We start from the raw sequence: 15,300 nt of genomic DNA on the forward strand, positions 1-15,300 counted from the left end.
ATGGCAAAGATCATTCAACTGCAACGCCAGGATGCAACCGGCAGTGCGAACGTCACCCCGGTGATCGTCGAAGACAACTGGACCGTGCTGCGCGCCACCGAAGAACAGCCGCTGACCGAAGAGCGCATCGCTGCAGCCGTGCAAGGCCAGGACGCGGTGCTGTTCCCGCTGTCGGTGTGGCAGGCCAATGAAGCGCTGCTGGCCGGCCGCGACGCGGCCCGCACCGGCGTGTGGCTGGCGCCGGAAGACGAGCCGGGCGATGCCGCCGCGTACTTCGATCGGGTCTCGCTGGTAGCGGTCGACTTCCCGGTGTTCCGTGACGGCCGCGGCTTCTCCACCGCCTACCTGCTGCGCACCCGTTACCAGTGGCAAGGCCAGCTGCGCGCCATCGGCGACGTGCTGCGCGACCAGCTCAACTTCATGAAGCGCTGCGGCTTCGATGCCTTCGCGGTCCGTGCGGACAAGAGCATCGACGACGCGATCAAGGGCTTTACCGAGTTCACCGTGACCTACCAGGCGTCGGTGGACGAGCCGCTGCCGCTGTTCCGCCGCGCGCGGGCAGAGGTTGGCGCGCAACCGAAGGAAGCGGCATGAGCACGGTGCTGAGCGAAATCGCCGTGGTCGACGCCGGTGCGGCGTCGGCGCTGCGTCCGCCCGCGCTGTGGGTTGCGCCGGAATACACCGGCAGCATTGCCGCGCTGGAGCACAAGGAGCGCGAGCTGGCCGAGCGCCTGGCGGGCATCGCCGGCCGCTTCTTCCGCGCGCGCTTTGCCTCGAGCCTGGCGGCCGAGGACATGGTGCTGACCGACGCGATCCTGCGCGGCAGCGAGGCCGTGCGCGCCGGCATCCGCGTGTTCACGCTGCAGACCGGGCGCCTGCACGCCGAGACCCTGGCGGTGCTGGACAAGGTGCAGGCGCGCTACGGGTACAGCATCGAGCAGTACACGCCGGACGCCGAGGCAATCGAGAACTACCTGAAGAAGCACGGGCTGAACGGCTTCTACGACAGCATCGACGCGCGCAAGTCGTGCTGCGGCATCCGCAAGGTCGAGCCGCTCAACCGCGCGCTGTCGCACGCCGATGCCTGGCTGACCGGCCAGCGCCGCGAGCAGGCCGTGACCCGCGCCGAGCTGCCGTTCGAAGAGCTGGACGAAGCCCGCGGCATCCCCAAGTTCAACCCGCTTGCGGACTGGAGCGAGGCCGAAGTGTGGGCCTACCTGAAGCGCCACGACGTGCCCATCAACGACCTGCACGCCAAGGGCTACCCGAGCATCGGCTGCGAGCCATGTACGCGTGCCGTGCGCGCGGGCGAGGATGTCCGTGCGGGACGTTGGTGGTGGGAGAGCAAGGACTCGAAAGAGTGCGGGCTCCACGAACAGAACATCAAGCATTGAGGCCATAAGAAAATGGGCATCATGAACGACATCGCAGAAGCCACCTCCGGTGTGGCGCACCTGTTGCAGGTACAGAACGACCATCTCGACCGCCTGGAAGCAGAATCGATCTACATCATCCGCGAGGTGGTGGCCGAGTGCCGCAACCCGGCGCTGCTGTTCTCCGGCGGCAAGGATTCGATCGTGATGCTGCACCTGGCGCTGAAGGCGTTCCGCCTGGGCGAGCGCAAGATCGAGCTGCCGTTCCCGCTGGTGCATATCGACACCGGCCACAACTACCCGGAAGTGATCGCGTTCCGCGACCAGCGCGTGGCTGAGCTCGGTGCGCGCCTGGTGGTCGGCCATGTCGAGGACTCGATCAAGCGCGGCACCGTGCGCCTGCGCAAGGACACCGATTCGCGCAACGCGGCGCAGGCGGTGACGCTGCTCGAAACCATCGGCGAGCACCAGTTCGACGCGCTGATGGGCGGCGCCCGCCGCGACGAAGAGAAGGCCCGCGCCAAGGAGCGCATCTTCTCGTTCCGCGACGAGTTCGGCCAGTGGGACCCGAAGGCCCAGCGCCCCGAGCTGTGGAGCCTGTACAACGCCCGCATGGCGCCGGGCGAGCAGATGCGCGTGTTCCCGATCTCGAACTGGACCGAGCTCGACGTGTGGCAGTACATCGCCCGCGAAAACCTGGCGCTGCCGCCGATCTACTACGCGCACCAGCGCGAGGTGGTGCGCAAGAATGGCCTGCTGGTGCCGGTTACGCCGATCACGCCCAAGCAGGACGGCGACGTCAGCGAAGTGCTGTCGGTGCGCTTCCGCACCGTCGGCGACATCAGCTGCACCTGCCCGGTGGCCAGCGTCGCCGATTCGCCGGAAGCGATCATCGCCGAGACCGCGGTGACCGAGATCACCGAGCGCGGCGCCACCCGCATGGACGACCAGACCAGCGAAGCCTCGATGGAGCGCCGCAAGAAGGAAGGCTACTTCTAAGCCGCACGCAGCAAAGGATCCAGACATGACTCACCAAGCAACCCACCAAGGCCTGCTGCGCTTCATCACCGCCGGCTCGGTCGACGACGGCAAGAGCACGCTGATCGGCCGCCTGCTGTACGACAGCAAGGCCGTGCTGTCCGACCAGCTGACCGCGCTGGCCAACGCCAAGAACAAGCGCACCGCCGGCGAGCAGATCGACTTCTCGCTGCTGACCGACGGCCTGGAAGCCGAGCGCGAGCAGGGCATCACCATCGACGTGGCCTACCGCTATTTCTCGACCGCGCGCCGCAAGTTCATCATCGCGGATACGCCGGGCCACGAGCAGTACACCCGCAACATGGTCACCGGCGCCTCGACCGCCGATGCGGCGATCGTGCTGGTCGATGCCACCCGCGTGACCGTCACCGACGGCCGCGCCGAGCTGCTGGCGCAGACCAAGCGCCATTCGGCGATCCTGAAGCTGCTGGAAATCCGGCACGTGATCGTCGCCGTCAACAAGATGGACCTGGTCGACTACAGCGAGCAGACCTTCAACGAGATCCGCACCGCCTACGCCGAACTGGCCGAGCAGCTGGGCCTTAAGGACGTGCGCTACGTGCCGGTGTCCGCGCTGCGCGGCGACAACATCGTGCACGAGAGCGAGGCGATGCCGTGGTACCAGGGCGAGCCGCTGCTGCCGCTGCTGGAAGAGCTGCCGGTGGAAGAAGCCGCGCCCGAGGACGCCGCCGCGCTGCGCTTCCCGGTGCAGCTGGTGATCCGCCAGGACGGTTCGCAGTCGGACGACTTCCGCGGCTACGCCGGCCGCGTCGAAGCCGGCACCGTGCGCGTCGGCCAGAAGCTGCGCGTGCTGCCTGCCAACCGCGAAGCCGTGGTCGCCGAAGTGCTGACGCCCAACGGCGCGGCCGAATCGGCCAATGTCGGCGACACCGTCACCGTGCGCCTGGCCGAGGACGTCGATGTATCACGCGGTGACATGTTCGTTGCCGCCGACGCGACCGCGGCGTCCGCCAAGAAACTGCAGGCCGACCTGTGCTGGTTCGACGACGAGTCGCTGAACCCGGCGCGCAAGTACGTGCTCAAGCACACCACGGCCAGCGTGTTTGCGCGCGTGTCGGCGGTGGACCGCGTGCTGGACGTGCATACGCTGTCGCACGAGACCGGCCGCCACGAGATCCGCCTGAACGATATCGGCTCGGTGCAGATCTCGCTGCAGAAGCCGATCGTGTGCGATGCCTACGGCGATAATCCGGCCACCGGGGCGTTCGTGCTGATCGACGAGGCCACCAACCACACGGTGGCCGCAGGCATGATCCGTGCGTTCTCCTGATCGGTAATCAACAGGAACAGGCGGACGAGGGGCAGCAGATGGACAAGCAGGCACGGAAGACTTTCGGCAAGGTGTACCTGATCGGGGCAGGCCCCGGTGCGGCAGACCTCATTACGGTGCGTGGTGCACGGCTTTTGGGCGAAGCCCAGGTGGTGCTGCACGACGCGCTGGTATCGCCGGAGATGCTGGCGTGGTGTCCGCAGGCCGAGCTGGTCGAAGTCGGCAAGCGCTGCGGCCAGCGCTCGACCGCGCAGCTGTTCATCAACCGCCAGATCGTCGATCTCGCCGGCAAGTACGAACGCGTGGTGCGCCTGAAGGGCGGCGACCCGATGCTGTTCGGCCGCGCCGACGAGGAACTGCAGGCGCTGGAAGCGGCCGGCATCGGGTACGAGGTCGTGCCCGGCATCACGGCCGCGCTGGCGGCCGCTTCCGCCATCGGCAAGCCGCTGACCAGGCGCGGCGTGTCGCGCAGCGTGGCCTTTGCCACGCAGGCCAAGGCCGCGGATGGCGAAGGCTCGGCCGATATCGAAGCCGCGGTCAAGGCCGACACGCTGGTCTACTACATGGGCCGCGACCAGGCCGCATCGATCGCCGCGCAGCTGATCGCGCACGGCAAGCCTGCGTCGACGCCGGCCTGGGTGGTGGAAGCCGCCACCACGCCGAAACAGCGCAGCCGCGAATTCACGCTCGGCCAGATGGCGGCCGGTGAGGCGGCGGCGTGGATCGATCCGGTGCAGCCCAGCCTGCTGATGATCGGCGCCGCGCTGGCGGCGCGTGCGACCGAGGTGCCGCGCGAGGATGCGGACCTGATTGAGGTGCGAGCGCCGCGCGCCGCCTGAGGGTTTTCTCCCCTCTCCCATTTATGGGAGAGGGGCGGGGGAGAGGGCAGGAGCTTCCACGAAGTGAATGCCGTCGTCCTTGCGCACGCCGGCCCTCTCCCCCAACCCCTCTCCCGCAAGCGGGCGAGGGGAGCAGGCAAGCGGTATTTGATACCCTGCAGAAAAAACTAACCCCGTGGCGGAACGCCGGCACGGGGTTTTTTTACTTGAGGCCGTCAGGACTTCAGGCTTCCGGCGCAGCCCCAGGCAACGCCGCCATGCAATACGCCGCAATCGCGTCCAGCACCGCATCCGACTCGCCCACCGCGGCGGCGCAATGAATGCGCAAGCCGGGATGGGCCTGCCGGCACTGCTCGATCAGCGCCGGCAAATCGCGCCGGATATGTCCGCCCTGGCCAAAGAACACGGGCACCACGGTAACCTCGGTCACGCCTTGCGCCGCCAGTTCGGCCAGCGCATCCGCCAGCAGCGGCGACATCAGCTCCAGGAACGCCAGACGCACCGCGCAGCCGGGCAGGGCGGCCACCAGCTTCTGCTGCAGCCGCTCGAACGGCTCGCGCCAGCGCGCATCGCGCGCGCCGTGCGCGAACAGGACCAGGGCTCGGTTTGAAACTGTCATGGCCGTGCTCAGTGCCGGTCGACCCAACGCAGCGCCAGCAGCGCCACCATCAGGTAGAGCGTGCCCGGCACCAGCGCCGAGATGATCGGCGGCCAGGTATGCAGCAGGCCGACGTGCGAGAACAGCGTGTTCGACAGGTGGAACGACAGCCCCAGCATGATGCCGCCGAACACCTTGACCCCGACCGCGCCGGCACGCGCGTGCAGGTAGGCGAACGGCAGCGCCAGCGCCACCATCACGAACAGCGTCAGCGGGTAGATCACCTTCTTCCAGAACGCGATCTCGTAGCGCTGGGTGTCCTGCTTGTTGTCGCGCAGGTGGCGGATATAGCGGAACAGGTCCAGCGTCGACATCCGCTCCGGCGTGACCAGCAGCACCGACAGGATCTGCGGGGTCAGCTCGGAATGCATGGCCACGCGCGGGAACTTGACCTGCTCCGCGCGAAAGTCCGGCGCCAGCGCGTCGCGCGCCGGCGCTGCGGCGGCCGGTTGCGCGGGCGGGGCCGGCGGTGCCAGCTCGACGAAGCGGGTCTCGCTGACGTTCTGCAGCTCCCACGACTGGCCGCCCTGGTAGCGCCCCTCCTGCGCCACGCGGATCACACGCAGCCGGTACTGGGGATCGAACTCGTACATGGTGATGCCGGTGATGGTCTGGTCCGGCCGCAGCCCCGCCACGTTGACGAAGCGGGTGATCTCGCCCTCGCCGGCGGCATCCTTGTCGCGGTCCTTGACCCAGACCCCGGAGCGGAAGCCCGACGACACCGTGGCGCCGATCGCCTCCAGCTTGACCTTCTGCGCATATTGCTCGGCGCGCGGACCGATGAACTCGCCGAACAGGAAGGTCACCAGCGCCAGCGGCACCGCCAGCTTGAACAGCGAGAACAGCGCCTGGCGCGTGTTCAGGCCGGCCACGCGGAAGATGGTGTACTCGGACTGGCTGGCCAGCTGCGAGAACACATAGATCGCGCTGATCAGCACCGCGATCGGCAGCACCTCGTACACCCGCGTGGGTGCCTGCAGCAGGACGTGGAACAGTGCCACCAGCGAGGTGTACTGGGCGTTGACGTTCTCCAGCTCGTTGAGCATGTCGAAGAACACGAACAGCGACAGCACCGCGAACAGGATGAAGGCGAACACGCTATAGACCAGCCGGCCGAAATAGCGTTCGTAGACGCGCAGGATCCTCATGCCCGGCCTCCGGCGGCGGCCGCGGCATCGCGCTTGCGCAGCCCGAACACGGCGCGCCAGCCACCCAGGCTGCGGTTCTGGCGATAGCGGAACAGCAGCAGCGCGCCCAGGAACACGGCCAGGTGGATCGGCCACCAGGCCAGCCAGAACGGCACCGAGCCGTTGCGCACCCAGGATTGCGTCAGGTTGACCAGGTTGCTGTAGGTCAGGTAGATCAGCACCGCGAACACCAGCGGGGTATAGCGACCCAGGCGCGGGTTCACGTAGGCCAGAGGGATCGCGATCATGACGAAGTTGAAGGCCAGGATCGGCAGCGAGATGCGCCAGATCAGCTCGCCCAGGTTCTCGCGCGTGGGGTTGCGGATCAGCTCGATGGTGTCGCGGCTCTTGGGCGGCAGCTTGGCCTCGGACTCGGGCGGCTTGTTGTCCACCTTGACCGCATAGCGCTCGAACTCGACGATGCGGTAGTCGATCTGCCCGGGCGTGCCGGAATAGCGCCGACCGTTCTCCATCACCACCAGGCGGTCGCCATTGGGCATGGTCTCGAACTTGCCCTGGTGCGCCAGTGCCACGCCGATCTTGTCGGCCTCGGCATTGGCCACGAAGACATTGCGCGCGTACTTCATGTCAGCGTCCATGCCCTCGATGAACAGCACGTAGTTGGCCTTGGCCGGCTCGATGAAACGCCCGGCGGCGATCATCGACATCACCCCGCGCTGCTCGAAGCGGTCGCGGAACAGCGCGCTTTGCTGGTTGGCCCAGGGCCAGGCGAACATGCCGAGCAACAGCGCCAGCACGATGAAGGGCGCGGCAAACTGCAGCACCGGCTTGACCAGGTCGCGCAGCGAGATGCCGGCCGAGAACCACACCACCATTTCCGAATCCTTGTACCAGCGCGTCAGCACGATCAGGGTGGAAATGAACAGCGTCGCCGACAGCAGGATCGACAGGTAGCCGATGGTGGCCAGGCCGATCAGCATCAGCACGTCGTTGGGGCTGGCCTTGCCGTTGGCGGCCATCCCCAGGATGCGGATCACGAGCGAGGTGAGCATGAAGGTCAGCATCACCAGGAACACCGCCCCGGCGGTGTAGGCAAGCTCGCGTCGCAGGGCTTGTTGAAGGATCATGCGGGTTCGGTTCCGGGCTGCCGGCCGGAGCGGGCGATGTGCCGTGCGAGGTGCCTGGCAGAACAGCTGGCTGACGGCACGGCGTGCTGTCAACGTGACCGGGGCGTATCAGCGGCGGCAGGTCGCGGGGTAAAAATCGCGGATAATGGAGGCTTTCGTGTCTAACGAGCCCCTGGAAGGAAGCGCGATGGAATTTAGCACAAAAGCCCTGGATTGGAGCAAAGCCGGCCAAAATGGTTTCCTGGCGACCAAGACCGACTGCCTGGTGGTCGGCCTGTTCGAAGGCCAGAACCTCGGCGGCGTAGCCAAGGCCCTCGATGTGGCCACCAAGGGCTTGGTGGGACGGCTGGTCAAGCAGGGCGACTTCGAAGGCAAGCGCGGCACCCAGCTGATGCTGCACGAAGTGGCCGGCGTGGGCGCCGCGCGCGTGCTGCTGGTGGGCCTGGGCAAGGAAGCCGATTTCACCGACAAGGCCTTTGCCGATGCGGTGCGCACCGCGGTGCGTGCCTTGTCGTCCACGCGTACGGCTTCGGCGCTGTGGTGCCTGGCGCAACAGGCGCCGCAGCAGCGCGACGTGTCGTGGGCCGTGATCACCACTATCACGCTGGTGCGCGAGGCCGGCTACCGCCTGCTCGAGCGCCATCCCGGACTGAAGCGCGTCAACGCCCAGAATGCCGCCAGCGGCAAGCCCAACGGCAATGACAAGTCCTCGCTGCGCAAGGTCGTGATCGCAGTCGACAGTGGGGATGCCCGCGCCGCGACCCAGGCCGCGGTGCGCGGCACCGCCATCGCCAACGGCATGGAACTGACGCGCGACCTCGGCAACCTCCCCTCCAATATCTGCACCCCGACCTACCTCGCCAATACCGCGCGCAATATCGCCAAGCGCCACAAGCTCAAGGCCGAGATCCTCGGGCGCAAGCAGATCGAGGCGCTCAACATGGGCGCGTTCCTGGCAGTGACCAAGGGCAGCGAGGAGCCGCCCCAGTTCATCGTGCTGCGCTACGACGGCGCCGGCGCCAAGCAGGCGCCGGTGGTGCTGGTGGGCAAGGGCATCACCTTCGATACCGGCGGCATCTCGCTCAAGCCGGGCGAGGGCATGGACGAGATGAAGTACGACATGTGCGGCGCCGCCTCGGTGCTGGGCACGATCCAGGCCGTGGCCGAGATGGGCCTGAAGCTCAACGTGGTCGCGGTGGTGCCCACCTGCGAGAACATGCCCAGCGGCATCGCCACCAAGCCGGGCGACGTGGTCACCAGCATGTCGGGCCAGACCATCGAGATCCTCAACACCGATGCCGAGGGCCGGCTGATCCTGTGCGATGCGCTGACCTATGTCGAGCGCTTCAAGCCGGCCGCGGTAGTCGACGTGGCCACGCTGACCGGCGCCTGCATCATCGCGCTCGGCCATGTCAACAGCGGCCTGTACGCGCGCTCCGACGCGCTTGCCGACGCGCTGCTGCAGGCTGGCCGCCGCGCCATGGACAGCGCCTGGCGCATGCCGCTGGACGACGAATACCAGGACCAGCTCAAGTCCAACTTTGCCGACATGGGCAATATCGGCGGCCGCCCGGCCGGCAGCGTTACCGCGGCCTGCTTCCTGGCGCGCTTTACGGAGAAGTACGACTGGGCCCACCTGGACATCGCCGGCACCGCATGGAAGAGCGGCGCGGCCAAGGGTGCCACCGGCCGTCCGGTGCCGCTGCTGACGCAGTTCCTGATGGACCGCGCGGCCTGAGCGCGGCGCAACGGAGCAGGAGCAACAACCGTCCATGACGCGCATCGACTTCCACAGCAACGTGCCGGACGTACTCGGCTATGTCTGCCGGCTGGTCCGCAAGGCCTATGGCGCCGGGCAGAAGGTGGTGATCCACGGCGCGCCGTCACAGCTGGCGGACCTCGACGCGCGCCTGTGGACCTTCTCCGCGCTGGACTTCCTGCCGCACTGCGGGCTGGATAGCCCGAACGCGGCGGTGACCCCGATCCTGCTGGCCGCCACCATCGAGGGCGTGCCACACCACCAGCTGCTGATCAACCTGGCTGAGCAGGCGCCGGCGCAGTTTGCCAGCTTCGAGCGGCTGATCGAGGTGGTCGGCGCCGGCGACGCCGCGCGCGAGGCTGGCCGCCAGCGCTACCGCTTCTACCGCGAACGCGGCTATCCGCTGACGCACCATGACATCGGCCAGCCCAAGGGAGACGCCGCATGAGCGAACGCACCACCTCGCGGGTGATCCCGCGGCCGGAACCGCACGACAGCATCCCGCTGCTGACCGAGGTCGTCGACCTGCCTGATGCCGACACTGAAGCCGACACCGAAGCGCCGGCCCAGGCGGGCGCGGCGGCGGACGACGGGGTGATCGACACCTTTGGCATGGACGAGGCCGGCATGGTGATGCAGGTCGGCGACACCGGCGACGCCGCGCTGGACGACGCGATCGTGCCGGCCCAGCCCGCAGCGCAGACGGACACCGCCACCGACACCGGCGACGATGACCTGCGCGCGGTGCGCACCGAGCTGCTGAGCCGCGTGATGATGCGCTTTCGCACCGAATGGCCCCAGGTGGTCGCGGCCCACACCGAAGCCACGCTGCAGTCGCGGCTCGCGCCGCTGACGGCGCAGCTGGCCAGCGAACTGACCCAGTCGCTGGAAGCGCGGCTGGTGGAGTGGCTGGACGCGACGCTGGAGGAGATGGAGAAGGCGCCGGGGGAGGATTGATGGTTTTCTCCCCTCTCCCTCTGGGAGAGGGGCGGGGGAGAGGGCAGGAGCTTCCACGAAGTGAATGCCGTCGTTCTTGCGTGCGCCGGCCCTCTCCCCCGGCCCCTCTCCCGCAAGCGGGAGAGGGGAGCAGACCGCCGGCATGCAAGACGCCTCAGTCCGTCACCGCCCCCTTGCTCGCCGTCGATGCGAGCCGCGCAAACTTCGCCAGCACCCCGCGTGTATAGCGCGGCGCCGGTGCCTTCCAGCTGGCGCGGCGCCGGGCCAGTTCTTCGTCCGATACGTTCAGTTGCAGCAGCAACTGGTGCGCGTCGATGGTGATCGAGTCGCCCTCATGCACCAGCGCGATGATGCCGCCGACGTACGCCTCCGGCGCGACGTGGCCGACCACCATGCCCCAGGTGCCGCCCGAGAAGCGGCCATCGGTGATAAAGCCAACCGACTCGCCCAGGCCCTTGCCGATGATGGCCGAGGTCGGCGCCAGCATCTCCGGCATGCCGGGGCCGCCCTTGGGGCCCAGGTAGCGCAGCACCAGGATGTCGCCGGCGTGGATGCGGTCGGCCAGGATCGCGTCCATCGCGCTCTGCTCGTCCTCGAACACGCGCGCCGGGCCGGTGATGACCGGGTTCTTCAGTCCCGTGATCTTGGCGACCGCGCCTTCCTCGGCGAGGTTGCCCTTGAGGATGGCCAGGTGGCCCTCGGCGTAGAGCGCGCGCTCGATCGGCAGGATCACGTCCTGGTCGGCGCGCGGGGCGTCGGGCACGTGCTCGAGCTCCTCGGCCAGGGTGCGGCCGGTGATGGTGATGCAGTCGCCGTGCAGCAGGCCGGCCTTGAGCAGAATCTTCATCACCTGCGGGATGCCGCCGGCGCGGTGCAGGTCGGTCGCCACGTACTGGCCCGAAGGCTTGAGGTTGCAGAGTACCGGCACCTTGCGGCGGATGCGCTCGAAGTCGTCGATGGTCCATTCCACCTCGGCGGCATGCGCGATCGCCAGGTAGTGCAGCACCGCGTTGGTGGAGCCGCCGGTGGCCATGATCAGCGCCACCGCGTTCTCGATCGACTCGCGCGTGATGATGTCGCGCGGCTTGAGGTCGCGCTTGACGGCCTCGACCAGCACGCGCGCCGATGCGGCGGCGCTGTCGACCTTTTCCTGGTCCGGGTTGGCCATGGTCGACGAATACAGCAGCGACATGCCCAGCGCCTCGAACGACGAGCTCATGGTGTTGGCGGTGTACATGCCGCCGCACGAGCCGGTGGACGGGCACGCGTTCCGTTCCACCCCTTCGAAGTCTTCCTCGCTCATGCGCCCCGCGGTGAACTCGCCCACGGCCTCGAACGACGACACGATGGTCAGGTCCTTGCCCTTCCAGTGTCCCGGCTTGATGGTGCCGCCGTAGACGTAGATACCCGGCACGTTGGTGCGTGCCAGCGCGATCATGCCGCCCGGCATGTTCTTGTCGCAGCCGCCGATCACCACCACGCCGTCCATCCACTGGCCCTGCGCCGCGGTCTCGATGCAGTCGGCGATGACCTCGCGCGAGATCAGCGAGTACTTCATGCCCTCGGTGCCCATCGACATGCCGTCGGAGATGGTGGGCGTGCCGAACACCTGCGGGTTGGCACCGGCGGCCCGGATCGCGTCGATGGCCGCGTCGGCCAGGCGCTGCAGGCCGGCATTGCACGGCGTGATGGTCGAATGGCCATTGGCGATGCCCACCATCGGCTTGTCGAAGTCCTCCTTCTGATAGCCGAGCGCGTAGTACATCGAGCGATTGGGGGAACGCGCCACGCCTTGCGTGATGTGCCGGGAGCGCTTGTTGAATGCCATGGTGGGGGTCTCCGGAATCCTTGTTCTATGCCGCCGCGGGCACGCGGCGGGCGCTGTGATGGGGCAAGAATGACGCGTGCGTTTTGGCGTGTCAAATGGATTGTTCGGGCTCTGGCGGGCGCTGGCCCCGGGGTCCGTCTCGCGGGGCGCCACGGGGATTTGTGACATCATTACGGGCTACGATGCGTGCGCGGACCAGGCGTTGGCATTGCCGTGCAACCTTCGCCGCACCTGGGCGTCTTACCTGGCGCCGCACGGCTGGCGCCGCCGCTGCCCCACAACCACCATTCACGCCAACATGCTGATTCATCCCCAGTTCGACCCGGTTGCCATTCACCTGGGCCCGCTTGCGATCCGCTGGTACGGGCTGATGTACCTGGCCGGGTTCGTCATGTTCCTGTGGTTCGGGCGCCTGCGCATCCGCCAGCCGCATATCGCCGCCAAGGGCTGGACCACGCGCGACCTCGACGACATGCTGTTCTTCGGCGTGCTGGGCGTGATCCTGGGCGGGCGTCTCGGCTACGTGCTGTTCTACAAGCCGTCGTACTACCTGTCGCATCCGATGGAGGTCTTCAAGGTATGGGAGGGCGGCATGGCCTTCCATGGCGGCTTCCTCGGCGTGGTGGTGGCGATGTGGCTGTTCGGCCGGCTGCGCCGGCGCCACTGGATGGAAGTGACCGACTTCATCGCGCCGATGATCCCCTGCGGGCTGGCCGCCGGGCGCATCGGCAACTTCATCAACGGCGAGCTGTGGGGCCGCGCCACCGATTTGCCGTGGGGCATGATCTTTCCGCAGGCCGGCGACAATATCCCGCGCCATCCGTCGCAGCTCTACCAGTTTGCCGGCGAGGGCGTGGCGCTGTTCATCATCCTGTGGCTGTTCGCGCGCAAGCCGCGGCCAATGGGCGCGGTGTCGGGCGTGTTTCTGATCGGCTACGGCGCGTTCCGCTTCGCCGCGGAATTCGCGCGCGAGCCCGACAACTTCCTGGGCCTGCTGGCGCTGAAGCTGTCGATGGGCCAGTGGCTGAGCCTGCCGATGATCCTGGCGGGCATCGCCATGGTGATCTGGGCCTACCGCCGCCAGCCCGGCGCCGGCGCGCCGCAGCCGGCGGCCTGAGCCCCGCCTGCCCAGCGCGCGCTAGCGGCCGGCACGGCGCAGCGCGTCGATGCGCGCCTGCGTGTGCGGGTGCGTCGACAGGAAGTCTTCGCCACGCCCGGCCTGCGTTTCGTCGGGCTTGCCCTCGCGCTGCTCCAGCGCCACCAGCACGTCGGCCAGTGCCGCCGGTGGCAGCCCGTTGCGCTGCATGACGTCGATGGCATAGGCATCGGCCTCGCGCTCGTGGTCGCGCGAATAGCGCAAGGTCAGCATGGCGGCCGGCACGCCCGCCAGCACCGACGAGATATCGCCGAACAGGTAGGCCGACAGCGCCGCCAGGGCCGAGCCCTGGATCACGTGCTGCAGCCCGTGGCGGCGTGCCACGTGGCCGGCTTCGTGGGCCAGCACCCCCATCAAGCCGGCGCCGGTGCCCGTCAGGCCGACCAGCTCGTCGGTGACGATGATGGTGCCGCCCGGCAAGGCCAGCGCATTGGCGCCGATTTCGCCGCCCTGGCGGAACACGACCTGGTAGTCGTGCGCGGCGTCGCGCGGGCGCCGCAGCGCCGCGAAGCCGGCGCGGATCTTCGCCTGCTCGGCCGCCGGCAGCTGCGTCGGCGCGAGCATGCCATGGTCAAGGCTCTCCAGCGTCAGCTGGCCGAGCCGGGCCTCCAGTTCGGCCGGCACCGCGCGTGCCATCATGCCCGCGCCCCACGGCAGCAAGACGTAGTAGCCCAGCACCAGCACCGCCGCCAGCGCTGCCACGGCCACGCCGGCCAGACGCCAGCTGTTCTGCGCGCGCGCCACCAGGCCGTCGCGGTGGCCGGTGACGGACAGCAACTGGTCGAAGGCGGCATGGTCGGTGACCTCGCAGAAGGCGCCGTCGGCGAAGGTGACCAGCCGCGGCGCGCGGCGCACGCGTTCCGACACGCGCAGCTGCGACAGCGGCGCGCGCCGCAATTCGGCGCCGTCGGCGTCGCGCAGCACGGCCTGCTGCGCCTCCACGGCCAGCGTGGCCGGATGCGCGCGCGACGAGCGGCCGTCGAAGAAGGTGACCGGGATCATGGCGCGTCAGAGCGCGATGTCGATGTCGTACCAGTCTACCGCCGCGTCGCCCAGCGCGCCCACCTGCTGGGCCTCGCCGGCGACGAAGCTGTCGAGCGGACCGGCCGCGAGCATGGTCACGCACTGCAGCCGGTAGCGCGTGGCGCGCACGCGCGCGAATGGCAGGAACAGGCCAAGCGTCAGTGCGATCGCAATCAGGTTGGTGACGAAGATGAAAACCATGCGCGCGGCGCTGACCTCGCTGCGGAACGCGTGCGGCGCCAGCGTGGTGTGGCTCCACACCACATTCTGCAGCCGCGCCATCAGGTAGGGGCTGACCGCCAGCATGCCCAGGTAGAAGCCGGCGATGCCGAAGCCCAGCAGCGCCGCCGCCCCGAAATTGCCGATCCCCGGCGCCATCACGAAGCCGGCCACGGCCATCACCAGCGTGGCCGCCAGTACCACGCCGAAGGCGCGCAGGTAGGCCCGGTAGAAATCGCCCGCGCCGGCGTGGAAGCCGAACGGTGCGGTGCCGAAGCGGGTGTGGTTGTGCTGGTAGCGCTTGAAGCGCTGGTGCGCCACCGGCCCCAGCAAGCCCAGCGTGGCCACCGCCGCCAGCGGCCACAGCACGAATACCCGGTAGGCCTCGGCATCGCCGCCGGTAAAGCCGAAGCGCAGTCCGCGGTAGCTGGAGTTGGCCATGCGGAAGCGCAGCGAGCGCACCAGCAGCAACGGGAACACCGCCAGCAGCACCAGCAGCATCGCCAGCGCGAGGAAGGGCGAGAAGGTCGACGCGAACTGGAACGCGAGCACCAGCCCGAACACGATGGCCCGGCCTTTCAGGATCGCCGACGGCTTGCCGTGGTAGTCGAAGCTGGCGCCGTCCAGCCGCGTATTGCGATAGAAGTACTGCAGCGTGCGCACCTTGGCCCAGGCGGAATAGATGCCCAGGGTGACGATGGTCAGCAGCGCATTGACGATCCAGATACGGAAATACTCGGAGCCCGACCCGGTGAAACTCAGCCCCAGCGGCCGCAGCGCGGCAGCGCGTGGGCCGGCGGGCGTTGCCGGTTCGGCCGATGTCGCGGCCAGGGTGAAATCGCTGCCAGCTTGCATGGCGTGAGCTCCAGAGTGAGGTGCGATGG

15 protein-coding genes are annotated in these 15,300 nt (G+C 68.2%); 9 read left to right on the top strand and 6 right to left on the bottom strand.

Annotation, left to right across the window (positions count from 1 at the left end; genetic code table 11):
- Genes MKD38_RS07235 through cobA form a run of 5 tightly spaced genes read left to right on the top strand, consistent with a single transcriptional unit; the run spans position 1 to position 4,541 of the window.
- A complete protein-coding gene (locus MKD38_RS07235; RefSeq protein WP_252675434.1) occupies positions 1–594 on the top strand; it encodes a DUF934 domain-containing protein in 594 nt (197 codons plus the stop codon).
- A complete protein-coding gene (locus tag MKD38_RS07240; RefSeq protein WP_252675435.1) occupies positions 591–1,394 on the top strand; it encodes a phosphoadenylyl-sulfate reductase in 804 nt (267 codons plus the stop codon). The genes MKD38_RS07235 and MKD38_RS07240 overlap by 4 nt, the downstream gene beginning before the upstream one ends.
- Before the next feature lie 12 nt (positions 1,395–1,406).
- Positions 1,407–2,372, top strand: a complete 966-nt coding sequence (gene cysD, locus MKD38_RS07245) for a sulfate adenylyltransferase subunit CysD (protein WP_111519278.1) — start codon at positions 1,407–1,409, stop codon at positions 2,370–2,372.
- A gap of 25 nt (positions 2,373–2,397) precedes the next feature.
- Positions 2,398–3,702, top strand: coding sequence for a sulfate adenylyltransferase subunit 1 (locus MKD38_RS07250; protein WP_252675436.1), 1,305 nt, complete (start codon positions 2,398–2,400; stop codon positions 3,700–3,702).
- A gap of 38 nt (positions 3,703–3,740) precedes the next feature.
- Positions 3,741–4,541, top strand: coding sequence for a uroporphyrinogen-III C-methyltransferase (gene cobA, locus MKD38_RS07255; RefSeq protein ID WP_252675437.1), 801 nt, complete (start codon positions 3,741–3,743; stop codon positions 4,539–4,541).
- Between the two features lie 223 nt (positions 4,542–4,764).
- Here the strand turns inward: cobA and MKD38_RS07260 are convergent, their stop codons facing one another.
- From MKD38_RS07260 to lptF, 3 genes are read right to left on the bottom strand one after another with little or no spacing between them, the layout of a single operon-like run.
- Positions 4,765–5,160 (bottom strand): sirohydrochlorin chelatase, encoded by a 396-nt coding sequence (locus MKD38_RS07260; protein WP_252675438.1) that lies wholly within the window; start codon positions 5,158–5,160, stop codon positions 4,765–4,767.
- Between the two features lie 8 nt (positions 5,161–5,168).
- Complete coding sequence (lptG, locus tag MKD38_RS07265) at positions 5,169–6,347, bottom strand: LPS export ABC transporter permease LptG (RefSeq protein ID WP_252675439.1); 1,179 nt, start codon at positions 6,345–6,347, stop codon at positions 5,169–5,171.
- On the bottom strand, positions 6,344–7,474 hold the full coding sequence (gene lptF / locus MKD38_RS07270) for an LPS export ABC transporter permease LptF (protein WP_252675440.1): 1,131 nt from the start codon (positions 7,472–7,474) through the stop codon (positions 6,344–6,346). Before lptF ends, lptG begins: the two co-directional genes overlap by 4 nt.
- Positions 7,475–7,661: 187 nt before the next feature.
- On the opposite strand from lptF, the gene MKD38_RS07275 reads away from it, so the two are divergent.
- Genes MKD38_RS07275 through MKD38_RS07285 form a run of 3 tightly spaced genes read left to right on the top strand, consistent with a single transcriptional unit; the run spans position 7,662 to position 10,190 of the window.
- Positions 7,662–9,212: a leucyl aminopeptidase gene (locus tag MKD38_RS07275; protein ID WP_252675441.1), complete on the top strand. Its 1,551-nt coding sequence runs from the start codon at positions 7,662–7,664 to the stop codon at positions 9,210–9,212.
- Positions 9,213–9,246: 34 nt separating this feature from the next.
- Entirely contained in the window at positions 9,247–9,681 is a 435-nt protein-coding gene (locus tag MKD38_RS07280; protein WP_252675442.1) for a DNA polymerase III subunit chi, read from the top strand.
- Positions 9,678–10,190, top strand: a complete 513-nt coding sequence (locus tag MKD38_RS07285; protein WP_252675443.1) for a DUF2486 family protein — start codon at positions 9,678–9,680, stop codon at positions 10,188–10,190. Before MKD38_RS07280 ends, MKD38_RS07285 begins: the two co-directional genes overlap by 4 nt.
- A gap of 154 nt (positions 10,191–10,344) precedes the next feature.
- Here MKD38_RS07285 and ilvD read toward each other — a convergent pair whose 3' ends face one another.
- Positions 10,345–12,018, bottom strand: coding sequence for a dihydroxy-acid dehydratase (ilvD, locus tag MKD38_RS07290; protein ID WP_252675444.1), 1,674 nt, complete (start codon positions 12,016–12,018; stop codon positions 10,345–10,347).
- 298 nt (positions 12,019–12,316) lie between these two features.
- Between ilvD and lgt the strand changes: the two genes are divergently transcribed.
- Entirely contained in the window at positions 12,317–13,135 is an 819-nt protein-coding gene (gene lgt / locus MKD38_RS07295) for a prolipoprotein diacylglyceryl transferase (protein ID WP_252675445.1), read from the top strand.
- A gap of 21 nt (positions 13,136–13,156) precedes the next feature.
- On the opposite strand, the gene MKD38_RS07300 is transcribed toward lgt, so the two are convergent.
- Both MKD38_RS07300 and MKD38_RS07305 read right to left on the bottom strand, forming a co-directional pair.
- The gene (locus MKD38_RS07300) at positions 13,157–14,176 is read right to left on the bottom strand and encodes a M48 family metallopeptidase (RefSeq protein ID WP_252675446.1); all 1,020 of its coding nucleotides are present in this window, start codon (positions 14,174–14,176) and stop codon (positions 13,157–13,159) included.
- A gap of 6 nt (positions 14,177–14,182) precedes the next feature.
- Positions 14,183–15,271: a YjgN family protein gene (locus tag MKD38_RS07305; RefSeq protein ID WP_252675447.1), complete on the bottom strand. Its 1,089-nt coding sequence runs from the start codon at positions 15,269–15,271 to the stop codon at positions 14,183–14,185.
- Between the last annotated feature and the right edge of the window lie 29 nt (positions 15,272–15,300).

Origin of the sequence: Cupriavidus sp. WGlv3 (genome assembly GCF_023952475.1) — a bacterium.
Taxonomy (GTDB): Bacteria; Pseudomonadota; Gammaproteobacteria; order Burkholderiales; family Burkholderiaceae; genus Cupriavidus; species Cupriavidus phytorum.

Bases quoted from the DNA above. Each gene is read 5' to 3' on its own strand.
- MKD38_RS07235 (WP_252675434.1), top strand. From the start codon at position 1: ATGGCAAAGATCATTCAACTGCAACGCCAGGATGCAACCGGCAGTGCG.
- MKD38_RS07240 (WP_252675435.1), top strand. From the start codon at position 591: ATGAGCACGGTGCTGAGCGAAATCGCCGTGGTCGACGCCGGTGCGGCG.
- cysD (WP_111519278.1), top strand. From the start codon at position 1,407: ATGGGCATCATGAACGACATCGCAGAAGCCACCTCCGGTGTGGCGCAC.
- MKD38_RS07250 (WP_252675436.1), top strand. From the start codon at position 2,398: ATGACTCACCAAGCAACCCACCAAGGCCTGCTGCGCTTCATCACCGCC.
- cobA (WP_252675437.1), top strand. From the start codon at position 3,741: ATGGACAAGCAGGCACGGAAGACTTTCGGCAAGGTGTACCTGATCGGG.
- MKD38_RS07260 (WP_252675438.1), bottom strand. From the start codon at position 5,160: ATGACAGTTTCAAACCGAGCCCTGGTCCTGTTCGCGCACGGCGCGCGC.
- lptG (WP_252675439.1), bottom strand. From the start codon at position 6,347: ATGAGGATCCTGCGCGTCTACGAACGCTATTTCGGCCGGCTGGTCTAT.
- lptF (WP_252675440.1), bottom strand. From the start codon at position 7,474: ATGATCCTTCAACAAGCCCTGCGACGCGAGCTTGCCTACACCGCCGGG.
- MKD38_RS07275 (WP_252675441.1), top strand. From the start codon at position 7,662: ATGGAATTTAGCACAAAAGCCCTGGATTGGAGCAAAGCCGGCCAAAAT.
- MKD38_RS07280 (WP_252675442.1), top strand. From the start codon at position 9,247: ATGACGCGCATCGACTTCCACAGCAACGTGCCGGACGTACTCGGCTAT.
- MKD38_RS07285 (WP_252675443.1), top strand. From the start codon at position 9,678: ATGAGCGAACGCACCACCTCGCGGGTGATCCCGCGGCCGGAACCGCAC.
- ilvD (WP_252675444.1), bottom strand. From the start codon at position 12,018: ATGGCATTCAACAAGCGCTCCCGGCACATCACGCAAGGCGTGGCGCGT.
- lgt (WP_252675445.1), top strand. From the start codon at position 12,317: ATGCTGATTCATCCCCAGTTCGACCCGGTTGCCATTCACCTGGGCCCG.
- MKD38_RS07300 (WP_252675446.1), bottom strand. From the start codon at position 14,176: ATGATCCCGGTCACCTTCTTCGACGGCCGCTCGTCGCGCGCGCATCCG.
- MKD38_RS07305 (WP_252675447.1), bottom strand. From the start codon at position 15,271: ATGCAAGCTGGCAGCGATTTCACCCTGGCCGCGACATCGGCCGAACCG.